Raw genomic sequence first — 20738 nt, 5'->3', positions numbered from 1 at the left:
ACAAATATGGAGCAGTTGGAATACAATAATGCAACACTTCCTCAAGCAACGAATGTACAAGAAGAAGTAGAAATGATTTGCCGTTGGGCAGCAGCTCGTGCAGCTGGTATCGCGGCATTACCAAAATTTAATTATGTAGGTTTATTGGCTAATGATGTGTACATGGTATCACGCATTGCTCAAGTATATGGTGTATGCCCTGCTAAAGAAGGGGTGACTGGATTTTTAGTCGGTCTTGGTGGTAGTGCTGTAGCAGCGTTAGTATGTACAGTCGTACCAACAGTGATTCTTCGCGTTCCAGTGGCAGCGGCTATTACCTATGGTGTTGGTAAAATGGCTGCAAAATGGATTGAAGATGGTATGCCAGCATGTCCGAACTATGAAGAATATCGTCAACGTTTAGTAGATATTTATGAACATAATAAAGAAACAGTTATCACATTGGCGAATACACCACTTCGGGATAAGCCGTTGGGTAATGAAACTGTAGATTTCTTAGATGATGTACAGGTGTCTGGTAATGATTACTTAGCAAGTGCCAAAGGCTTTGCAGGTTCTTTTGTTGGAGCTGATTTGTTGGCTAATGTAAGTGCTGTAAAAGATCTAGCAGTAGGAGCCGTATCCATCTTGGCAGCTACGGTGAAAGACACATTAGAGAAAAGTGGTAATGAAGAATTACTAGATAATGCTCGTCATGCTGCAAAAGGAGTAGGCTCTTTGCTTAAAATTTTAGCAACTGAAGCATTATCTTTAACTGGTGCCGTAGCAAGTACATCAGCATCTAAAGCAAGCGTATATACAAAAGCCGCTTATGAAAAAGCAGATACGGTGCGACAAACATTAAATGATTCCTTACAAACTAAAGTAGAACCAGTGGTGGAAAAAGCCACAGCTGTTATGCAAGATGTAAAAGAAGTGGTAGAACCAAAATTACAACAAGTGAAAGAAAAGGTAGAACCAAAACTTCAACAGGTAAAAGAGGTGGTAGAGCCGACATTACAGCAAGTAGAAGAAAAAGCTTCTGAATTGACAGCCAAAGCGATTGACCACGCACAAGAAGCGGTGCAAGACATTCGTGAAAAAGCGGAAGTTGTGAAGGAAACAGCAGTGGAATTGGCAGAACAAACAAAAGAAAAAGCCATTGACTTAGCAGAACAAGCAAAAGACAAGTTCAAACAATAATCAGAGAGGTTATAACTATGAATATCTTACAAATCCTTAAGTATGGAAAAACCTTTACATCTGATGCCTTTATGTCTACTGTGAATCGCATGGGTCGCAATATTATGTTTGCACGAAAAGCTGTTATGTTATATTATTGTTTACGTGATACAGATACACCAGCATTTGTAAAGGCTGTTATTGCAGGCGCTTTAGGATACTTAATATTGCCTATTGATTTTATCCCAGATAGCGTACCAGGTCTTGGCTGGGTGGATGATGTGGCAGTATTAGCAATTGCTATGAAAGTAGCGAATCGCTATATTAAGGCTTCCCATAAGGAAAAAGCACAAAAATTTGTGCCTATCGGATCAATTGATTAATCAGTAAAGGGGCTCTTTGGAGCCTCTTATTGCATAGGAAAGGTAGTATACGATGATTTCTACATCTTTACGTGTCCGATTTTATGAAACGGATATGATGGAGATTGCCCATCATACGAATCATTTACGGTGGTTTGAAATGGGGAGAATTGAATATTTTCGCCGCTGTGGTATTAGTCTATGGGACATGATGCAAGAGGGCATCGTCTTTCCTATTACAAAAGTGAGCTGTGAGTATAAGGAAGTGGCACGCTTTGATGATGTATTGAGGGTGGAATTAACAGTAGCCTCTTTGTCGCGGGCTCAATGTACTTTCACATATCGGATTATCCGTGACAGTGATAATGCATTGATCTGTACAGGGGAAACGCAAAATGTGTTTACTGCTAAAGAAACAGGTAAAATTATTCGCTTGCCAGATATATTTTTTAAACCCATGAAAGCCGTAGCAGAGGAGGAGTAGGGAATGACGCCCATACAGAAGGAATTACCTATTGGAGTATTCGACTCTGGAATCGGTGGATTGTCTGTATTATCTGTGCTAGCACAAGAATTTCCGGAAGAAGATTTTATTTATGTTGGAGATAGTGCAAACAATCCAGTAGGCAATAGGCCGATTGAGGAAATTGAAGGCATTGCTACGAAAATTGCAGAGTTTTTAGTGGCCCAACCAGTGAAACTAATAGTCATCGCTTGCAATACATTTTCTGTGGTAGCCTTGGACAAACTATCCAAACAATTTGATGTACCTATTGTGGGGATGGCACAGGGGATTCATGATGCTCTGCGTATTAAGGTTAAACAGAAACGTAAAGGACCTTTAGGCATTATGGCTACGGTAGCGACTATTAATAGTCATAAACATATGGATGCAGTCCATACCTTGAAGCCTCATGTAAAAGTAGTAGAACAAGGCTGTAAAGATTTGGCGGCCTGTATTGAAGAAGGTCATTTAGATGATGCAGTTTTACGACATTGTGCAAAAGAATATGTACAGCCTTTGGTAGAGGCAAATGTGGAAGTGGCCATTTTAGGATGTACCCACTATCCCTTAGTAGAACCCATACTGCGTGAGTTGGCTAAAGAACAAATTTGCTTTGTAGACCCTGCGTGGGAAACATCTGATGCTGTAGGAGCTATTTTGTACGGAGAAGATTTGGAGCAGACATCAGGTAGAAAAGGTTCTATACAAGTTTGTGTTACTAGCCATGCGGATCGAGTAACGTCTATCGTACAAGATATTTTCAAGGATACTAGCTTAACAGCTAAGCTCATTACTCTATAGGAGGAACTATGTATATTTACACATTAATAGATACCCTAGTGTGGATAGCCTGTATCATTGCTATCATTTATATTGCCTACCGCATATTTGCATGGCGCCAAGGCAATGAAGACATTGTGATCATGGTGAAACGTCGCACTCCATTTGTGGTAGAAGACATTAGTTTTGATCAAGTAGTGTTATCTACGGATATTCCATTTGTGAACAGAGGTAAACAATACGGAACCATCATGGATATGTTCCCTCGTCATTTATTACCACAAGAACAATTTGACAATGTGCGAATTCAATCGTGGTTAACCGATGCAAAGGCAGAACGTCATGATGGCTATTGGGAAGCGTTAGTCTATAAACAACGACAAGGCAGTACCATTCGTTTGCGTCTAGTGATGACGGCTAATAGTGGTAATATTCGTAAAGACTTAGTGGGATTCCCAGACATGCCTATCGATATCTACCATCAAGTAGTAGGTCGTGAGGCATACCGTATTTCAAAAACTAGAATTACTCTAACTGCAGAAGAGTTAGAAGTAGCAATGCGTAAATAGGAGGTACATCATGGCAGAATTAGAACTATTACCAATCCCTACGCGCATTTTAACGAACAAAGATGATATCGTAGAGGCTATCGTAGAATTTGCAGGTCCTTATATTGGACCAGAAGATATTGTGTGCGTAGCAGAATCCGTCGTGGCTATCACGCAAGGGGAGTTTACACGACCAGAAGATTTAAAAGTATCTTGGCAAGCTAAATTTTTAAATCGCTTTATCCATCCTGATGGTTCTATGGCATCTGTGTATGGTATGCAAGCAGCTATGGATAAAGAAGGGGAATGGAAAATGATGTTTGCCTTCCTCTGTGGAGCCGTAGCTAAAGTGTTTAAAAAATCTGGTGTGTTCTATCAAATGGCACGGACTGCATCCTTAACAGATGATGTGACAGGGACTATGCCTCCATTTGATAAATGCATTGTATATGGACCAAAACAACCACATGCAGTAGCCGATGCTATTATGAAAGCAACAGGTGCCTATGGGGCTTGTGTAGCGGACGTGAATGATTTAAAACGAGCGGCTATCTTAGGACATAGTCGTGGATTGAAACCGCAGCAAATTGCACAAATTTTAATCGATAATCCATTTGGCAATGATAGCCAAATGACACCTATCGTTGTGATTAAAAATTATGCCTCTGTGTCTGCACGGAGACGATAAAAATTGTTGATACTTAGACTTGCAAATTGAGGCGTATCAGCGTATACTGAAAGAGAACTTTGGGGAGCCTAGTGGCTGAGAGTAAACGAAAGTTTTGACCCATAACCTGATTTGGATAATGCCAACGTAGGATAAGTTTGATTCGTCATACTGAGGACATCCAACAGGATGTCCTTTTTTGTGCTTTTATAGGATGGTATATCGTATATGAGTATGCATGGAAGGTGTATCTAAGTGGATGTACAAGGGGAACAGAATAGTGAGACGATAGAGTGCTACAGCATGAAGGGGCATACCACCGCGGGTATGGTTTTTCGTGCTGTTTTTTTATACTAGTATGTGGTGAAGGAGCCATGACGGATAATTGGTATGATACTAGTTTGAAATAGGTATATAGCATACGCTATAGTTAGGAGGATATGATGAAAGTAAATGGAGCAACGTATCATTATGAGGGGCAAACAGTGCAAGAAGTACTGGCAGCCCTAGCGTTTCGAATGGATCGCATCGTAGTGGAATATAATGGGAAGATTCTTTCTAAAGCAGACTGGGAATCGACTCGTGTGAGTCCTGCAGACACAATGGAAGTAGTAACCTTTGTAGGAGGTGGCTAAATGGTATCTTTACAAGATAAAAAAGTTCTGCTCATCGGTGTAGGCGGTGTTGGATCCCATGTGGCAGTGGCATTGTGCCGTGCTGGAATTGGTCAGTTAGAAATCGTAGACTTTGACGTTGTGGATGAAAGTAAGTTAGGCCGTCAATATTATGAGGTGAATGATGTAGGAGTTTTAAAAGTGGAGGCTATGAAAGGCCATCTCAATCGGATGAATCCAAACTGTGAAGTTATCGTTCATAATGAATGCCTCACACCAGAAAGATTATCTGAATTAATCGATGGCTATGATATGGTTGTAGAAGCAGTGGACAAGGCTGTCACAAAAGCGTGGATGACAGAAGTTATTTTGACCCATCCAGCAGAGCCATTATTAGTAGGCTGTTCAGGTATGGCAGGTTGGGGGGATAGTAATGGTATCCGCCGTGAACGAAGACATCATCGTTGGTATCTATGTGGCGATGGAGTGAGCGATATCGATTCTATCGGAAAAATTACTGCCGCTCGTGTCATGGTTTGTGCCGGACATATGGCAAATGCTGTGATTCAACTATTACATGGAGAAGATATTGATTAAGGAGGAACCTATGACACTTTCAGTGAAAGATATGGAAACACAAGATACATGGACCTTAGGGGGACATACATTGCATTCTCGATTTATCTTGGGGTCTGGAAAATTTTCTATCGACTTAATCGAGGCTGTCCTAGAAGAAGCGGGCGCAGAAATGATTACCTTAGCTCTACGTCGTGCGGTAGGTGGAGAAGTGGAAAATATTTTAGATGCTATCCCAAAGGATACCATCTTAATTCCTAATACAAGCGGTGCCAGAGATGCTGAAGAAGCGGTGCGTATTGCAAGATTATCCAGAGCTACAGGTTGTGGAGATTTTGTAAAAGTAGAAATTATGAAAGATTCAAAATATTTATTGCCACATAATGGGGAGACCATTAAAGCTACAGAGATATTGGCAAAAGAAGGATTCATCGTTATGCCATACATGTATCCAGATTTAGAAGTGGCTCGTGATTTGGTGAATGCTGGGGCCGCAGCAGTGATGCCTTTGGCGGCGCCAATTGGATCTAATCGGGGATTGCAGACGAAGGAATTTATCAAAATTTTAGTGAACGAAATTGACTTGCCTATCATCGTAGATGCAGGCATCGGAGCTCCATCCCAAGCAGCAGAAGCTATGGAAATGGGCGTAGCTGCGATCATGGCAAATACAGCCGTAGCTTCTGCGGGCCATATTCGAGGTATGGCGAAAGCATTTGGTTTAGCCATCCAAGCAGGACGATTGGCCTATTTGTCAAAATTAGGGCCTACTCTTGAAACCGGTGGTAGCGCTTCATCTCCGTTGACTGGATTTTTGAGATAATAGGAAAGGAATAGCCATGTCTAGTACCACCAGATACCATATAGACGATCCATGTTGGAAGTATCGCTCCCACATGGATCAAATTGAAAGTCCCATTTTAGAAACGGTATTGCGAGAACGTGAGCAATATACGTACGATCAATATACAGCAGATGATGTGCGCCGTGTATTGCAAGAAGATACCATTGATGTAGAAGGACTAAAAATTTTATTATCTCCTGCAGCAGAACCATTTTTGGAAGAACTAGCGGAAAAAGCAAAGGCTGTACGAACGCGATATTTTGGCAATTCTGTATATTTATTTACACCGTTATATATTTCAAATTATTGCGATAACCTATGCGTGTATTGTGGCTTCAACTGTAAAAATCAGATCCATCGGGCGAAGTTAGATGAAGCAGGAATTGAAGAAGAATTAAAAAATATTGCCAAAACAGGATTACAAGATATTTTAATTTTGACTGGGGAAAGTGAACGCCATAGCCCAATTTCTTACATTGGGCGTGCCTGTGAATTAGCAAAAAAATATTTCAAAGTAGTAGGCGTAGAAATTTACCCTGCCAATGTAGACGATTATGCGTACCTACGAGAATGCGGTTGTGATTATGTGACCGTATTCCAAGAAACCTATAATTGGGAAAACTATAAAACATTACATTTGTTAGGAAATAAAAGCGTATTTCCCTATCGACTTGAAACGCAAGAACGAGCTTTACGAGGAGGAATGCGTGGAGTAGGGTTAGCAGCCTTATTGGGATTGGATGATTTCCGAAAAGATGCCTTTGCCACTGCTTTGCATGCCCATATGTTACAACGTGCGTATCCGCATGGAGAAATTAGCATTTCCTGCCCACGCCTGCGGCCTATCGTCAATGATGATACCATCAATGCAGGGGACGTAGGAGAAGCTCAATTATTGCAAGTCATCTTGGCATATCGCTTATTCCTACCTTATGCAAATATTACGATTTCCACTAGAGAAACAGCCAGGTTCCGCAACGGCGTCCTACCATTAGCAGCGACGAAACTTTCAGCAGGTGTCAGCACAGGTATTGGTGAACATTCCTCAGAAGAAAAGAAACAAGAAGAAGGGGATGCACAATTTGAAATTGCTGACAGTAGAACCGTAGCGGAAGCGATGGAAGATGTAAAAGCCTTAGGCATGCAAGTGGTGATGAGTGATTATATCGATGTGCTCTATGAAGAAAAATAGCCCATCTATAGACACCTTAGTGTTGATTACAAATCGCCAGCTACTGAAAGATGACATAAGTTTAGTAACATATGGTGCAGCACTGTCTAGAGGGATAGAAAGACTACAAAAGTATGGTAAACATTGTATTAATCATACAGAAGAAAGCAGTTTACCATATAATATACGTAGAGCATATAGATCTACAGTAAAAGCGAATCTTCATAGTACTAGATTGCCTGATGCGAGGGCAGATAGTGCTGAACCAGACAACTGGATGAGAAATCACAGTAGTCTGTACACCCTGTGCCGTGACACTGATTTACCCTTTGAGGAGTATCTCCAACTCTGCGATACCATCGGGGATACCGTAGTGCACCATGGAAAAGTTATTACGAATCGAGAGCAATTAGCTATCGTTTTGGCAACAGCAAAACGAATCCATCTACCCACTAATCTAATACGCTATTGGCAATCTGAACAAGAAGAACTATGGATTACCTTGCAACAACATTTTCAGGACATAACTATGTGGAGTACTGTCCACAACCAAGATGACATCAAGTTGTTAGCATCCCTAGGAATCCCTAATTTGGAGTACGTCTTAATCAGTCCCATCTTTCCCACACCATGCAAAACAGGACACCCTGGCATTGGCGTTAAGAGGGGAAAGGAGCTGTTGAAACAAATTCAGACTCATTACCCACAAGTACAAGGTATTGCTTTGGGTGGCATCCACGAGCACAGTTACCAACAATGCTTGCAACATTCCTTCACTGGTGTAGCTATTATGTCTGATTTCATGGAGTTTGCAAAACAAGCCTCAATCCTGTAAAATAGATAGGTAAAGATCATAAGGAGGAGCTATGTTACTGTCAATTGTTGTTCCCGTATTTAATGAGGAAGATAATATTCAAAAATTTTATACTACAGTCAAAGATGTATTGCAAACACTTGACTATGACCATGAAATTATTTTCGTCGATGATGGGTCCAGTGATGATAGTGCAGGCATGCTACGATATATTGGTAATCAAGATCCAAAAGTAAAAGTGCTGTTATTGGCAAGAAACTTCGGTCATCAATTAGCCTTGACCTGTGGATTAGATTACGCCCAAGGTGATGCGGTAATCACTATGGATGGAGATATGCAACATCCACCAGAATTGATTCCAGAACTAGTCAAACATTGGGAAGCAGGTGCAGATGTAGTACGTACCATTCGCGATTCCACAGAAGATGCTAGTTGGGCAAAAGCTTTTACCTCGAAATACTATTACAAAGTGCTTAATAAATTAGCCAATGTTCCTATCGTGGAAGGTGGTTCCGATTTTCGTTTGATGAATCGAAAATCCTTAGAAACATTGAAAAACTTCCGTGAACATGGTAGATTTTTGCGGGGCATTGTAGGTGACTTGGGGTTCGTACAACATGAATTTCACTTCGTAGCACCCCCACGTTTTGCAGGTACTTCTAAATTTAGTGTAAAAAAAATGATGCGCTTTGCTTTAGACGGCATTACAGCATTTTCTAGAGTACCCTTGCGTTTAGCCTTATATATCGGCTTGCTATGCGGACTATTAAGCCTGATTATGATCGGACACATATTGTTTGTTCACTTCTTCTCTGACAATGTTATCAGTGGTTGGTCTACCCTAGGGGTGGCTATCTTCTTCCTAGGTGGCGTACAACTGGTAGGTATTGGTATCATCGGAGAATATGTGGGACGAATTTTTGAAGAAGTCAAACAACGACCGTTATATTGGGTGAAAGATGCCATAAACTGTCACATACAAGACAAATAATCGTATATAAGAGAGGAGTCCTATGACGAGTAAAAAGAAACAATACCTGGCAGTCGCTCTATTAGTAGGCTTTTTAGGTACTAGTGTACAAGGAGCTTACCAATATGGTGATACAGGCAATGAAATTCTTGGTATTCAAAAGAAACTCATCGCTGCTGGTTATAAAGCTAGGGAAACTAGCGAATATGATGCAAACACAAAGTGGGCTGTTAGATTGTTCCAAAAAGATAATGGATTAACAGTGGACGGAATATTGGGAGCAGTGACCTATAAAAAGTTGATGGGTAAACCACTGCCCGCCACAACTAATACAGTGTCAAAGAAAAAAGAAATTTCTGAAAAAGATGCTAAATTATTAGCCCATATCGATCCAAATAGAGAATCCACAGCTATCACATCTACGTTAAAGCATAAAAAAGACAAAAGCTCTGCCCCACAAGGGCTGACTTTCAAAAAGAAAGGCAAAACATACAAAGGCTTAGAGATTGGACATCAACCTATATCTGGAAATGTGAAAGAGGTTTTGACCTATGCCAATACGTTTACGGGAGTACCTTATAAATTTGGAGGCACTACACCAGCAGGGTTTGATTGCTCTGGATACATTCGCTATGTGTTCCAAAAGATAGGCTTTGATATGCCACGCCAAGCTGACGAACAGTACACAGTAGGTAAAAAAGTAGAGAAAAGTAATCTACAACCGGGTGATTTAGTGTTCTTTGAAACCTATGAACCAGGGATTTCCCATTCTGGTATTTATATCGGCGATGGACAATTCATCAGTGCCACATCTAGCAGTGGTGTAGCCGTAGCAGATATTGATGATAGCTACTGGGGACCACGCTATGTAGGGGCAAAACGCGTACTATAACACACAAGCTGTAATGATGATGTCATTACAGCTTTTGCCATATATGCGATAACTAGAAACATAAAGGAGTTAACTATGACGCACGCAGGCATTCACATACAAGATGTACAATTTTCCTATGGATCTCAGACAGTTATCCATAATATGACGATCACCATTCCAAAAGGTGAGTTTGTACTGGTGGTGGGACCAAATGGATCTGGTAAAACCACCTGGCTTCGTATGGTAGCAGGACTATTAGAACCCACAGCCGGACATCTTTGTTTAGACGGCATTAGTCCGAAAGAAGCACAAATGAAAGGACTCATTCACTTAGTGCCACAAATTTATAACAAGAATGCAGCCCAATTTCCAGCTACCGTAGAAGAGGTAGTGGGACTCGCTTTATTTCACGTACCGAAGGAAGATAGAAAAGGCCGCATTTTGGATGCTTTGGAATTGGTGGGCATGCAAGATTTCTTGAAACGCCGTATTGGAGAACTCAGCGGTGGTCAACAACAACGTGTCATGTTAGCACAGGCCTTAGCACGGAAACCGAACTATATTTTGCTGGATGAGCCCACCAGTGGTATTGACTTTGAAACAAGCAAAAAAATATACGAAGTATTGCGCTCTTTAAAAGAAGAAAACATCACTGTTATTATGGTCACTCATGATGTGACAGAAGCTATGGAAGTAGCAGATACAATTTTATGTGTGGATGGACATGCTTGTTACTATGGACCTTGTAAAGGCTTTATGGAAAGTCATCAAGGCTCTCGTTTGGCATGGCATTTAGGAGGTTAAGATGGATATTTTATCCTATACATTTATGCAACGTGCCTTTTTAGCGGGCCTCATCGTGGCTCTCATGTGCCCCCTAATTGGTATGTTCATTGTCATTAAACGGCAATCCATGCTCGGCGATGGATTAGGACATATTGCCTTTGCTGGTGTGACGGGGGCATCCTTACTGAAAGTATACCCTCCATTAGGTGCTGTTATATTGACCGTACTTTCCGCTATGGGTATAGAACTCGTGCGTCGCTACCAAAAACAATATGCAGATATGATAATGGCATTATTCTTTTATGCAGGCTTAGCGCTGGCTATCGTATTTTCTACAATGGTAAAAATGCCTAGCACTGGACTATTGAACTTTTTATTTGGTAGTATCTTGACGGTAACCATGACGGATATTTATGGTATCGGTGCGGTAGCTGTCGTAGTGGGTATTATCATGAAATTTGTATATCACTCCTTAATGCTTACCTCCTTTGACGAGGAAATTGCTCGCACTGTAGGTATCAATGTGAATCGTGTGAATATGATTTTTGCCATCTTAACAGCCCTTGTAGTTGTGATGGGGATGACCGTAGTAGGGATTCTATTGATCAGTGCGTTGATGATAGTTCCTGTTGCATCTGCTCATTTATGGAAACGGGGCTTCAAAGAAACCTGGGGTGTTGCTACCGTCTATTCCGTAATATCCGTCATCGGCGGACTGTGCAGCGCCTTTTGGTTGGACTTTGCACCAGGGGGGACCATTGTGCTGACAGCTATTGGACTCTATGTGGTGACATTCTTAGTGAATTTGGTGAAGTGTAGGTAGCTCTAAAATATAAAATTAGTATGGAAAGTATCATCATCCTATATAAGTCAATGACCTCACCTAAATGCATACTTTCATCAAAATCTGTGGTATAATAAAGGCAATAGACAATTTTAGGAGGGAAACCATGACAGGAAATGAATTACGCCAAGCGTATTTGAATTTTTTTGAAAGTAAAGGACATTTAAAGCAAGAGAGTTATTCTCTTGTTCCAGATAACGACCCATCTTTGTTATTGATCGGGGCTGGTATGGCGCCGTTGAAACCATTTTTTACGGGTAAATTAGTGCCACCTTGTACACGTATTACGACGAGCCAAAAGTCAATTCGTACAGGTGATATTGAAAACGTAGGACGTACAGCGCGTCACCATACATTCTTTGAAATGTTGGGTAACTTCTCTTTTGGCGATTATTTCAAAAAAGAAGCCATCCATTGGGCATGGGAATTCTTAACAGAAGTCATCAAATTAGATAAAGAAAAATTGTATGTTACTGTATATCCGGATGATCAAGAAGCCTATGACACTTGGCATAATGAAATTGGCTTACCAGAAGACCATATCAGCCGTTTGGAAGATAATTTCTGGGAAATTGGCGAAGGTCCATGTGGTCCAGATAGCGAGATTTTCTTCGACTTAGGACCAGAGCGTGGCTGCGATGATCCAAACTGTGCACCAGGTTGTGATTGTGACCGTTTTCTTGAAATTTGGAACCTTGTGTTCACGCAATTCAACCGCACTGCAGAAGGTACTTACGAGCCATTGGCTAAGAAAAATATTGATACTGGCGCTGGTTTAGAGCGTTTGGCATCTGTACTACAAAATAAAGAAAGCAACTTTGAAACAGATTTGATTTTCCCAATCATTGAGGCTACAGCGAAAAAAGCAGGTGTTACGTATCATACAGATGCGAATACAGATGTTTCTTTGAAAGTTATTGCCGACCATATTCGTGCTATTGTGGCATTGATTGCAGATGGTGTATTACCATCTAATGAAGGCCGTGGCTATGTGCTTCGCCGTATATTGCGCCGTGCTGTTCGTCATGGGCGTCTATTAGGTATTCAAGGACCATTTTTGGTACCATTAGTAGATATCGTTGTAGATATCTTGGGCGGAGCTATCACGAATATCGTGGAGAAACAAGACTTCGTAAAACGAGTGGTGGCGAACGAAGAAGAACGTTTTAACCAAACATTGGCATCTGGCCTAGACATGTTGAGCCAATTATTGGATACATTGAAAGCTGAGGGTGCTACGACAGTACCAGGTCAAGACGTATTCAAATTGTATGATACTTACGGATTCCCTTGGGAATTGACAGAAGAAATCGCTTCTGAAGCTGGTTTCACTATCGACCAAGCTGGTTTTGAAAGTGCTATGAATGAACAACGTACTCGTGCTCGTGAAGCTCGTGAAGACGTAGACGCAAAAGTAGCTACTCCAGATATTACCCATTTATCTGGCGAACATATTTCTGACGATGAAAGTGCCACAGCATCCACAGTATTGTTAATCGGTGAAGGGGCAAAAGCCATTGAACGTGCTGAAGATGGACAGGATGTGACGATCATCGTAAAAACGACTCCATTCCACGCAGAAGGAGGCGGACAATTAGGTGACACTGGTTTCATAGTAGGTCCATTGGGCAAAGTAGAAGTGCATACAGCGAAAAAATTACCAGAAGGCACTACCTACCATGTAGGTACCGTGGTAGAAGGTAGCATTTCTGTGAATGATGAAGTCACTTTTGAAGTAGATGTAGAACGTCGTCAACATATGGCTCGTAACCATACAGCAACGCATTTATTGCATGCTGCATTGCGTTCCGTATTGGGCACGCATGTGAACCAAGCGGGTTCCTTAGTAACGCCTGATTACTTGCGTTTTGACTTTACACATTTCTCTCCAGTAACAGTGGAAGAATTACAAATCATTACGAACATGGTAAACGAACAAATTCTTCGTGCTTCTACATTGGAAGTAGAAACTATGTCCATTGATGCGGCGAAAGCAAAAGGCGCTATGGCGTTGTTCGGTGAAAAATATGGTTCCGAAGTACGAGTTGTATCTGTGCCAGAATTCTCCATCGAATTGTGTGGCGGTTCTCACGTAGAAAATACTGGTTTCATCGGTCAATTCCGTATCACTTCCGAAGGTGGTATTGGTTCTGGGGTGCGCCGTATCGAAGCGGTGACAGGTAAAGCAGCACTTGTGTTAGCACAACAAGAAGAACAAACGTTAAAAGCAGTAGCTTCTCTTGTGAAAGGAAAACCACAAGAAGTAGTAGGTAAAGTACAACAAGTATTAGACCATGCAAAAGCTGTAGAACGTGAGCTAGATCAAGTGAAAAAAGAATTGAACAGCGGTAACCTTGATGGTGTCTTAGCTGGTCAATTTACAGTAGGCGATGTAACAGCAGTAGTAGCCTCCGTACCAGTATCTGATATGGGCGAATTGCGTGACATGGCGGATATGGTTCGTGATAAAATTGGCTCTGGCGTAGTATTATTAGGTGCAGTTGGTGGCGATAAAGTGAATTTCGTTTGCATGGCTACAAAAGACGTAGTTGGCAAAGGTATCCACTGCGGTAACATCGTAAAAGTAGCAGCTCAAGCGGCTGGTGGTAATGGCGGTGGCCGTCCAGATATGGCACAAGCTGGTGGTAAAGATCCAGCAGCGATGGACCAAGCCTTAACAGCAGGTAAAGAGGCAATCCAATCCATGGTTGGATAAGTTTACTCATAGATGAGATTTTCACTAGAAAACTCATGATAAGGAGGGATTATATGAATCTTTCAGATAAAACAATGGTGATTAAACCGGTACAAACAACACCGTTAACACCAGAAGAAGTATTCCAACATGTGTTCCAAGCCTTGGCGGAAAAAGGGTATAACCCAATTAGTCAAATCACAGGATATCTCATTTCTGGAGATCCAACGTATATTACAAGTTATAATAATGCTCGTAGTGATATTCGTAGCATCGAACGAGATGAGCTTATTGAAGAACTTGTGAAAGAATATGTGAAAGCGAAACAATTATAATGCGAATTATGGCACTAGATGTGGGAAGTCGGACCATAGGCGTAGCATGCAGTGATGCGCTGTATATTACAGCGCAAGGCATCGAAACTATTCGTCGCACATCTCATGAAAAAGACTTTCAGCGCATTGCGGAGTTAATCCGTGAATACGAGGTAGACACTATTGTGGTAGGCATGCCCAAAAATATGAATGGCACCAAAGGAGACCGGGCTGAAAAAACGGAAGCCTTTGTGGAAAAGATGCAAGAAGTCATCTCCACGCCAGTTGTATTTTGGGATGAACGTCTATCTACAGTGATGGCAGAAAAATCTTTAATTGCCGCTGATGTAAGTCGTAAAAAACGGAAAGAAGTCATTGATAAAATGGCAGCAGTTGTCATTTTACAAGGCTATTTAGATAGTCGTTCATAAGGAGGTTACCATGATCGAACAAGGTTATGAAGGTGAAGTATCTGTGATTGTCATTGAAGACGAAAATGGAGAAGAAATGTATTATGAAGAAGAAATGCTAATTCAACATGATGGAAAAGCATTTGCGATTTTAGTATCTCTTCCTCCAGAAGAAGACACTGAACATGATGAACCAGAAGTGATTATTGCGCGCATTGATGAAGAAGAAGGAGAACAAGTTTACGTAGCTCCTACTGATGAAGAATTCGATGCAGTCATTAAATTATACGAAGAAATGGACTAATCGTTAGTCAAGGCTGTAACAGACTGTCGAAAGACAGTATGGTTACAGCCTTTTCTGTATAAGAGAAGATGGATTACATACATGCTAGGTGAAAAAGTATTGTACCTAAAGGCGTTACGATATATGGTCTAGGTGAGTGTATCGATGATAGATTGACCTATACTATATAGAAAAATTGCTATATATACTGCTAAAATGGTATAATATAGTATTCGTTGAAAAAGGAGTGTGCTATGAAACAATATGCAAACTATATCTATAGATGTGTAGCAATTCTAATCGTAATTTTGCTTGGAATCTTAGCAGGTATATATTATATTCCTTGGACTGGTGGTTCAAAGGAAGATGTAGAAACAGTTGTTATCAGTGAAAATCAAACTGGTGCACAGATTGGGGATGTACTCTATGAAAGAGGACTGATCACGTCACCTGCTGTGTTCCGTGGTGCTCTACGCTTAACGGGAACCATGGATAAGTTACAACATGGATATTATCAGATTCCACACCATTCTAGTTTAAGTGAGATTATTGGCTTGCTCCAACAAGGTAGATTACAAACGGTGAAATTGACCATTCCAGAAGGATTTACCATTGGTGAAATTGGCAAACGCATTGAAGAACAAGGCATCGATACGCAGTATGCATTCATGGAAAAAGGAAAGACCTATACACCTTATGAGTATATGGTGGGAACGAAGCCTGTTACCTATCGGGTGGAAGGATTTCTATTCCCTAGCACCTATGAAATTCCTGTAGGTAGCAAAGCAGAAGATGTGATGGCCATCATGGCGGACGAAATGAATCGCCAATTAACACCAAAAATGCGCCAAGATATTGAAGCGCAAGGAATGACTATATTTGAATTTATTACCTTAGCATCCTTGGTGGAAAAAGAAGCGAAGTTTGATGAAGATAGACCGATCATTGCCGCAGTTTTTCGTCAACGCTTAAAAACTGGCATGCCCTTAGAATCATGTGCTAGTATTCAATATATTTTAGGGTATCCTAAGCCCTTGATTAGTATTGAGGATACAAAATTGGAAAGTCCGTACAATACATACCTTCATAAAGGGTTGCCACCAGGACCTATTGCAAACCCAGGCATCAAATCCATGGAGGCAGTTTTGTATGCGCCACCAACGGAGTATTTATTCTTTGTAGCTGACAAAGAAGGACATCATCATTTTACGAAAACCTATGATGAACATTTGAAAATAGTGGATCAAATTTATGAAAATTAAAGATATTTTAAATGAACAACGTATTTATGCGCTTTTGCATGATGTGCCAATTTTACGAGAGTCAGAAGTAGAACTCTTTGAAGACTTAATCAGTTTATATAAGCCAAAACGTGTCTTAGAAGTGGGCACTGCTATCGGGTATTCTTCCTTGTTATTGGCAAAACATATGGATAAAGAAGGTCAGCTCATCACCATAGAATTAGATGATGTGCGTCATGGTATGGCGACCCATTTCATTTCACAATCAGACTATGCAGAGAAAATCACATTGCTGAAAGGCGATGCCACTGAGTTACTAGATACAGTGGAAGGTCCATTTGACTTGGTATTTTTAGATGGTCCGAAAGGGCAGTACTTAAAGCAACTGGAGCTGATTGAACCGAAACTAGCCGAAAATGCCGTAGTGCTAGCAGATAATGTACTGTTCCGTGGATATGTGCGGGGAGACAAAGAACCACCACGCCGCTTTAAAACCATTGTGAAACGCTTGCAAGATTACTTAAATTATGTAGAACAAAAAGAACACTACAACACCACCATTTACCCTATGGGAGATGGCATGAGTGTCAGTATATGGAAAGGATAGATTATGAAGAAACGACATATGGAATTACTAGCGCCAGCTGGTAATATGGATAAATTGAAAATGGCCATTCGCTACGGTGCGGATGCTGTATATTGTGCAGGTCGTGCCTTTGGCTTACGCGCAGCTAGCTCTAACTTTGACAATGATCAATTGAAAGAGGCTGTAGAATTTGTACACAGCCATGGTAAAAAAATCTATGTCACTTGTAACATTATTCCGCATAATGAAGACTTAACTGGCTTAGAAGAGTATTTACAATTTTTGGAAAGTATCAAGGTTGATGCAATTATCGTAGCGGACTTGGGTATTTTCTTGTTGGCAAAGCGTGTGGCTCCAGGCTTAGAATTGCATGTGAGTACACAAGCAAATACCACGAACTATTTGACTACAGAGTTCTGGAAAGAACAAGGGGCTGCTCGTGTAGTAGTAGCTCGTGAAGTCAGCATTGAAGATATCAAAACCATGCGTGAGAAAGCAGATGTAGAAATTGAAGCCTTCGTACATGGAGCTATGTGTATTTCCTACTCTGGTCGTTGTTTGTTGAGTAATTACATGACAAATCGTGATGCAAATCGTGGGGCTTGCACGCAAGCATGCCGTTGGAAATATAATTTAGTAGAAGAAAACCGCCCTGGCGAATACTATCCAATTGAAGAAGATGAACATGGTACATATATCTTTAACTCTAAAGATTTATGTCTATTAAAATATATTCCTGAGCTCTATAAAGCGGGTGTAGATAGTTTAAAAATTGAAGGTCGCATGAAGTCTGTACACTATGCAGCTACTGTATCCAAAGTATACCGTGAAGCCATCGATAAATTCCTAGAAGAAGGAGATGACTGGTATGTACGTGATGAATGGTATGCAGAATTAGAAAAAATTTCTCACCGTCCATACACAGAGGCTTTTGCCATGGAAAAACCAGGGGAAGAAGCGCAAAACTATGGTAAATCTTCCAATACGCAAACCCATGATTTCATTGGATTAGTAGAAGGGTACAATGCAGAAGAAGGCTATGCCTACATGGAACAACGTAACAACTTTAAAGTAGGGGAAGAAGTAGAGTTTTGCCAACCTCATGGACCATTGGTGAAACATGTGATTACACGTATCACCGATGAAGATGGCAATGACATTGATGTGGCAAAACATGCACAAATGAAATTGCGTTTGTACATTGATACGCCATTGGAGGAATACTCCATGATGCGTCGTGAAACGAAACAAAAATAATTCCTTACGACATAGGGGAGGGCCAAGATGCAAGAACAAGAGATTGTGTATGATCCAGAGTATGTGTACTTTCAAATTGAACGGACATATACAAATTATGTGAATCGGATTTTAGAAGGCTATGAATACGTAGGGGTCATGACAACGGTGAATGCGGAGGGATTGTGTATGGTTCGTACTACAGAATCAACACGTGAATTGGCAAAAGAAATTTTACAATCTCTACCGATTTCTGTGACTCTCTTGGAGTGAGTGAATTGTAACAGAGCGACACCACATGAGTTGTACTGGTAGTAAGTATTGGTGATTGAAAGTGGAGATCTAAGAGATATGACAGCAGACAATAAGAAACGGATGCAATATGAACTATATATTCCAGCTCAATTTGATGAATCTTGTCGAGGTTCTTTAGAAATATTGATAGAACATAAGTTGGCGGATGTAGGAGAGGTTCATGAGGGGGAATCGGTGTATAAAGAGAATGGTGAAATTGACCATTGTGTAGTTCGGTTTTCTATGGATGAAGGTTCTGAGTTAGTAGAGGAAATGCTTATCTCCTTGGATGAATTAGGGATTCCTTATGGTGCGAAGTTGTATCAAAATGGAAAGGTCATTGCAGAATTAGGCAATTTGCATCATGTACATGTGATGCTGGATGCTTCTTTAGGGGATACAAAAAAATTCAAACGATTGGATGCTAAAATTACAGCGGCATTGGAAGAAAATAGTATTGTAAGTACAACATGTATCGATATTCCTAAAGGAATGGCAAGATTTGTGTATTATGTAGCAGATAAAGAGTTAGCGGTGGAAGTCATCAATACCTATCTTCGTAGGAGTGACTTAGGGGTAGGTGCTACCATTGATGTCATCGATTCAGGGCTGACCATTCATGAACGGTATATGTCAGATATATCTCGCGTATATCGTGGGTTAGTTCCCGATGTATGGAACGTCATTCAAGGTGAATGGAAAGGGATATCACCGCAAGAATGGATGCACCTATTAAAACGATATCCTAAGACACCAGAAGGGCTTAGTTTCTTGCTGAATGTGGAAAATGGAACATACCAAAAAAAATATACTTCTTTACATGTAACATTTCCATTATTTATCCATGATAATAAACAATTTTATTTGTTGTCGGCTCGTCAAATGTTAACATTTGATCGGGAGGGACTTAGTACAAGAAAACAGGATATTCAGGGTTCTGTGGATAGACCATCACAAGTGCGTGCTACCCCTGCTAGCTGGGATCTATGCTTATTTGCGGCGACTGGTGAAGGGGAAAGTGCATCTAGGTTATACCTTGACTTTAATCCAACCAAATCTGGTACAGTAGGACAAGTATTATACTTTAACGGTGAAACGAAAACGTTGACATTGCTAGGGCCATCTTTTAGTAATGTATTGTTAATGCTAATGAAAGAAGCTTCTCATGGATCTGGAGATTATCTGATTCAATCTATCATGGAAAAAACTATGAGTTTGGATGTAGATACCATGGATGTACAAAGTGCGGAAAACCAACTCTTGTTTGAAGCTATGCGGAATTTATCTGAAAGGATCTTAGACAGTATAGGCGATATGGGACCTATGATAGGTAAACGTGGTTTTATGGGGATGGTCTTGCTGGAAGATACAGTATTTGATGTGAATCGATTTAAGAAGGACCTGCTTGCAAGATGGGATATTGATTCGATTACCAGTCCGGAAGGGATGAAAGTTCGAGCTGCTATTGCGACAGTGGATGTGGATTCAGTAGAAGAAGATGACATGGAAGAAGCTCATTTCTTAGTGATTGATGGCTATAAAGTGGTAGTTGCCCCGTTCTCCTTTCCTATGCCACTACAGGCGGTAGAACAAGGTGGCATGAGAAATTACCTTTGGGAATCTGCTGTAGAGATAGGAACACGACATACTTACCATGTGGCGATTAGCATTGTGGAAGGTCCGGGTAATCCTTTGGAAGAAGGCATGTTGCTAGCCAAGCTACTTGCAGTGGCTACAGAGCAAGAGGGAGCTAGTGCAGTGTACACGAATGGCGTGCTATATGAAGCTGATAAATTCCATGAAGAAACGGAAAACTTACGAGATGATATGTTGCCTATGGCGAATATGATATGGGTAGATATGGATTTTGAAGAGGATGGCACCATCTCCTTATCTACGAGTGGGATGGAACTGTTCAACCAATTAAATGTGGAGTTCCTTCATTGTCCATGGGATCCAGAGAAAGCTTGGAACTATATCCTAAGTGTAGCGGATTATATCTTGACATCTGGTAAGCAGGTAGAAGATGGAGATTCCGTTGGTAGAACAGAGGAAGAACAATTAACGGTTCATATCAATGAGCCGGTCCATGCAGATGGAAAACAAAGCATACAAGTTTTCTTTACTGAAAGTGAAGAATAAATACAAGATGAAAGGGTGCGT

At 40.8% G+C, this 20738-nt stretch carries 24 protein-coding genes and 1 riboswitch; all 24 genes read left to right on the top strand.

Going from position 1 to position 20738, the window contains the following annotated elements; genetic code table 11:
- Window positions 1–6: 6 nt before the first annotated feature.
- The 24 genes from HMPREF3032_RS01630 to HMPREF3032_RS01515 all read left to right on the top strand — a co-directional run bounded on the left by HMPREF3032_RS01630 (window position 7) and on the right by HMPREF3032_RS01515 (window position 20717).
- Window positions 7–1182 carry a hypothetical protein gene (locus HMPREF3032_RS01630; RefSeq protein WP_062401325.1) on the top strand — a complete coding sequence of 392 codons (1176 nt, stop codon included), beginning with the start codon at window positions 7–9 and terminating at the stop codon, window positions 1180–1182.
- 17 nt (window positions 1183–1199) lie between these two features.
- Window positions 1200–1544 carry a YkvA family protein gene (locus tag HMPREF3032_RS01625; RefSeq protein ID WP_009352977.1) on the top strand — a complete coding sequence of 115 codons (345 nt, stop codon included), beginning with the start codon at window positions 1200–1202 and terminating at the stop codon, window positions 1542–1544.
- Between the two features lie 52 nt (window positions 1545–1596).
- Window positions 1597–2007, top strand: a complete 411-nt coding sequence (locus tag HMPREF3032_RS01620; RefSeq protein WP_062401323.1) for an acyl-CoA thioesterase — start codon at window positions 1597–1599, stop codon at window positions 2005–2007.
- Window positions 2008–2010: 3 nt separating this feature from the next.
- Window positions 2011–2829 (top strand): glutamate racemase, encoded by an 819-nt coding sequence (murI, locus tag HMPREF3032_RS01615; RefSeq protein WP_062401321.1) that lies wholly within the window; start codon window positions 2011–2013, stop codon window positions 2827–2829.
- Window positions 2830–2837: 8 nt separating this feature from the next.
- Entirely contained in the window at window positions 2838–3377 is a 540-nt protein-coding gene (locus HMPREF3032_RS01610) for a hypothetical protein (protein ID WP_009352952.1), read from the top strand.
- 10 nt (window positions 3378–3387) lie between these two features.
- Window positions 3388–4044: a coenzyme F420-0:L-glutamate ligase gene (locus HMPREF3032_RS01605; RefSeq protein ID WP_009352865.1), complete on the top strand. Its 657-nt coding sequence runs from the start codon at window positions 3388–3390 to the stop codon at window positions 4042–4044.
- A 50-nt stretch (window positions 4045–4094) separates the two neighbouring features.
- A riboswitch (TPP riboswitch) is annotated at window positions 4095–4194 on the top strand.
- 272 nt (window positions 4195–4466) lie between these two features.
- Window positions 4467–4658 carry a sulfur carrier protein ThiS gene (gene thiS / locus HMPREF3032_RS01600; protein ID WP_009352953.1) on the top strand — a complete coding sequence of 64 codons (192 nt, stop codon included), beginning with the start codon at window positions 4467–4469 and terminating at the stop codon, window positions 4656–4658.
- Complete coding sequence (gene thiF / locus HMPREF3032_RS01595) at window positions 4659–5234, top strand: sulfur carrier protein ThiS adenylyltransferase ThiF (protein WP_062401320.1); 576 nt, start codon at window positions 4659–4661, stop codon at window positions 5232–5234.
- A 10-nt stretch (window positions 5235–5244) separates the two neighbouring features.
- On the top strand, window positions 5245–6036 hold the full coding sequence (locus HMPREF3032_RS01590) for a thiazole synthase (RefSeq protein ID WP_369813338.1): 792 nt from the start codon (window positions 5245–5247) through the stop codon (window positions 6034–6036).
- 16 nt (window positions 6037–6052) lie between these two features.
- The gene (gene thiH, locus HMPREF3032_RS01585) at window positions 6053–7249 is read left to right on the top strand and encodes a 2-iminoacetate synthase ThiH (RefSeq protein WP_038144363.1); all 1197 of its coding nucleotides are present in this window, start codon (window positions 6053–6055) and stop codon (window positions 7247–7249) included.
- Window positions 7236–8063: a thiamine phosphate synthase gene (locus HMPREF3032_RS01580; RefSeq protein WP_062401318.1), complete on the top strand. Its 828-nt coding sequence runs from the start codon at window positions 7236–7238 to the stop codon at window positions 8061–8063. Before thiH ends, HMPREF3032_RS01580 begins: the two co-directional genes overlap by 14 nt.
- 31 nt (window positions 8064–8094) lie before the next feature.
- Window positions 8095–9033 (top strand): glycosyltransferase family 2 protein, encoded by a 939-nt coding sequence (locus HMPREF3032_RS01575; RefSeq protein ID WP_062401317.1) that lies wholly within the window; start codon window positions 8095–8097, stop codon window positions 9031–9033.
- Window positions 9034–9055: 22 nt separating this feature from the next.
- Window positions 9056–9904: a C40 family peptidase gene (locus HMPREF3032_RS01570; protein ID WP_062401315.1), complete on the top strand. Its 849-nt coding sequence runs from the start codon at window positions 9056–9058 to the stop codon at window positions 9902–9904.
- A 75-nt stretch (window positions 9905–9979) separates the two neighbouring features.
- Complete coding sequence (locus HMPREF3032_RS01565; RefSeq protein WP_009352919.1) at window positions 9980–10690, top strand: metal ABC transporter ATP-binding protein; 711 nt, start codon at window positions 9980–9982, stop codon at window positions 10688–10690.
- 1 nt (window position 10691) lies between these two features.
- Window positions 10692–11495: a metal ABC transporter permease gene (locus HMPREF3032_RS01560; protein ID WP_062401313.1), complete on the top strand. Its 804-nt coding sequence runs from the start codon at window positions 10692–10694 to the stop codon at window positions 11493–11495.
- Between the two features lie 127 nt (window positions 11496–11622).
- A complete protein-coding gene (gene alaS / locus HMPREF3032_RS01555; RefSeq protein WP_062401311.1) occupies window positions 11623–14232 on the top strand; it encodes an alanine--tRNA ligase in 2610 nt (869 codons plus the stop codon).
- A gap of 53 nt (window positions 14233–14285) precedes the next feature.
- Complete coding sequence (locus HMPREF3032_RS01550) at window positions 14286–14546, top strand: IreB family regulatory phosphoprotein (protein ID WP_009352873.1); 261 nt, start codon at window positions 14286–14288, stop codon at window positions 14544–14546.
- Window positions 14546–14956 carry a Holliday junction resolvase RuvX gene (gene ruvX / locus HMPREF3032_RS01545; protein WP_009352972.1) on the top strand — a complete coding sequence of 137 codons (411 nt, stop codon included), beginning with the start codon at window positions 14546–14548 and terminating at the stop codon, window positions 14954–14956. Before HMPREF3032_RS01550 ends, ruvX begins: the two co-directional genes overlap by 1 nt.
- A 10-nt stretch (window positions 14957–14966) precedes the next feature.
- Window positions 14967–15239 carry a DUF1292 domain-containing protein gene (locus HMPREF3032_RS01540; RefSeq protein WP_009352989.1) on the top strand — a complete coding sequence of 91 codons (273 nt, stop codon included), beginning with the start codon at window positions 14967–14969 and terminating at the stop codon, window positions 15237–15239.
- Between the two features lie 233 nt (window positions 15240–15472).
- Window positions 15473–16480, top strand: coding sequence for an endolytic transglycosylase MltG (mltG, locus tag HMPREF3032_RS01535; protein ID WP_009352937.1), 1008 nt, complete (start codon window positions 15473–15475; stop codon window positions 16478–16480).
- Window positions 16470–17066, top strand: a complete 597-nt coding sequence (locus tag HMPREF3032_RS01530; RefSeq protein WP_062401309.1) for an O-methyltransferase — start codon at window positions 16470–16472, stop codon at window positions 17064–17066. The genes mltG and HMPREF3032_RS01530 overlap by 11 nt, the downstream gene beginning before the upstream one ends.
- A gap of 3 nt (window positions 17067–17069) precedes the next feature.
- A complete protein-coding gene (locus HMPREF3032_RS01525; RefSeq protein WP_062401307.1) occupies window positions 17070–18302 on the top strand; it encodes a peptidase U32 family protein in 1233 nt (410 codons plus the stop codon).
- A 27-nt stretch (window positions 18303–18329) separates the two neighbouring features.
- Window positions 18330–18554, top strand: coding sequence for a DUF4911 domain-containing protein (locus HMPREF3032_RS01520; RefSeq protein ID WP_062401305.1), 225 nt, complete (start codon window positions 18330–18332; stop codon window positions 18552–18554).
- A gap of 78 nt (window positions 18555–18632) precedes the next feature.
- A complete protein-coding gene (locus HMPREF3032_RS01515) occupies window positions 18633–20717 on the top strand; it encodes a DUF4261 domain-containing protein (protein ID WP_062401303.1) in 2085 nt (694 codons plus the stop codon).
- Window positions 20718–20738: the final 21 nt, after the last annotated feature.

Origin of the sequence: Veillonella sp. DNF00869, assembly GCF_001553345.1 — a bacterium.
Lineage (GTDB): Bacteria > Bacillota > Negativicutes > Veillonellales > Veillonellaceae > F0422.
This window is presented reverse-complemented; position numbering and strand designations above follow the sequence as displayed.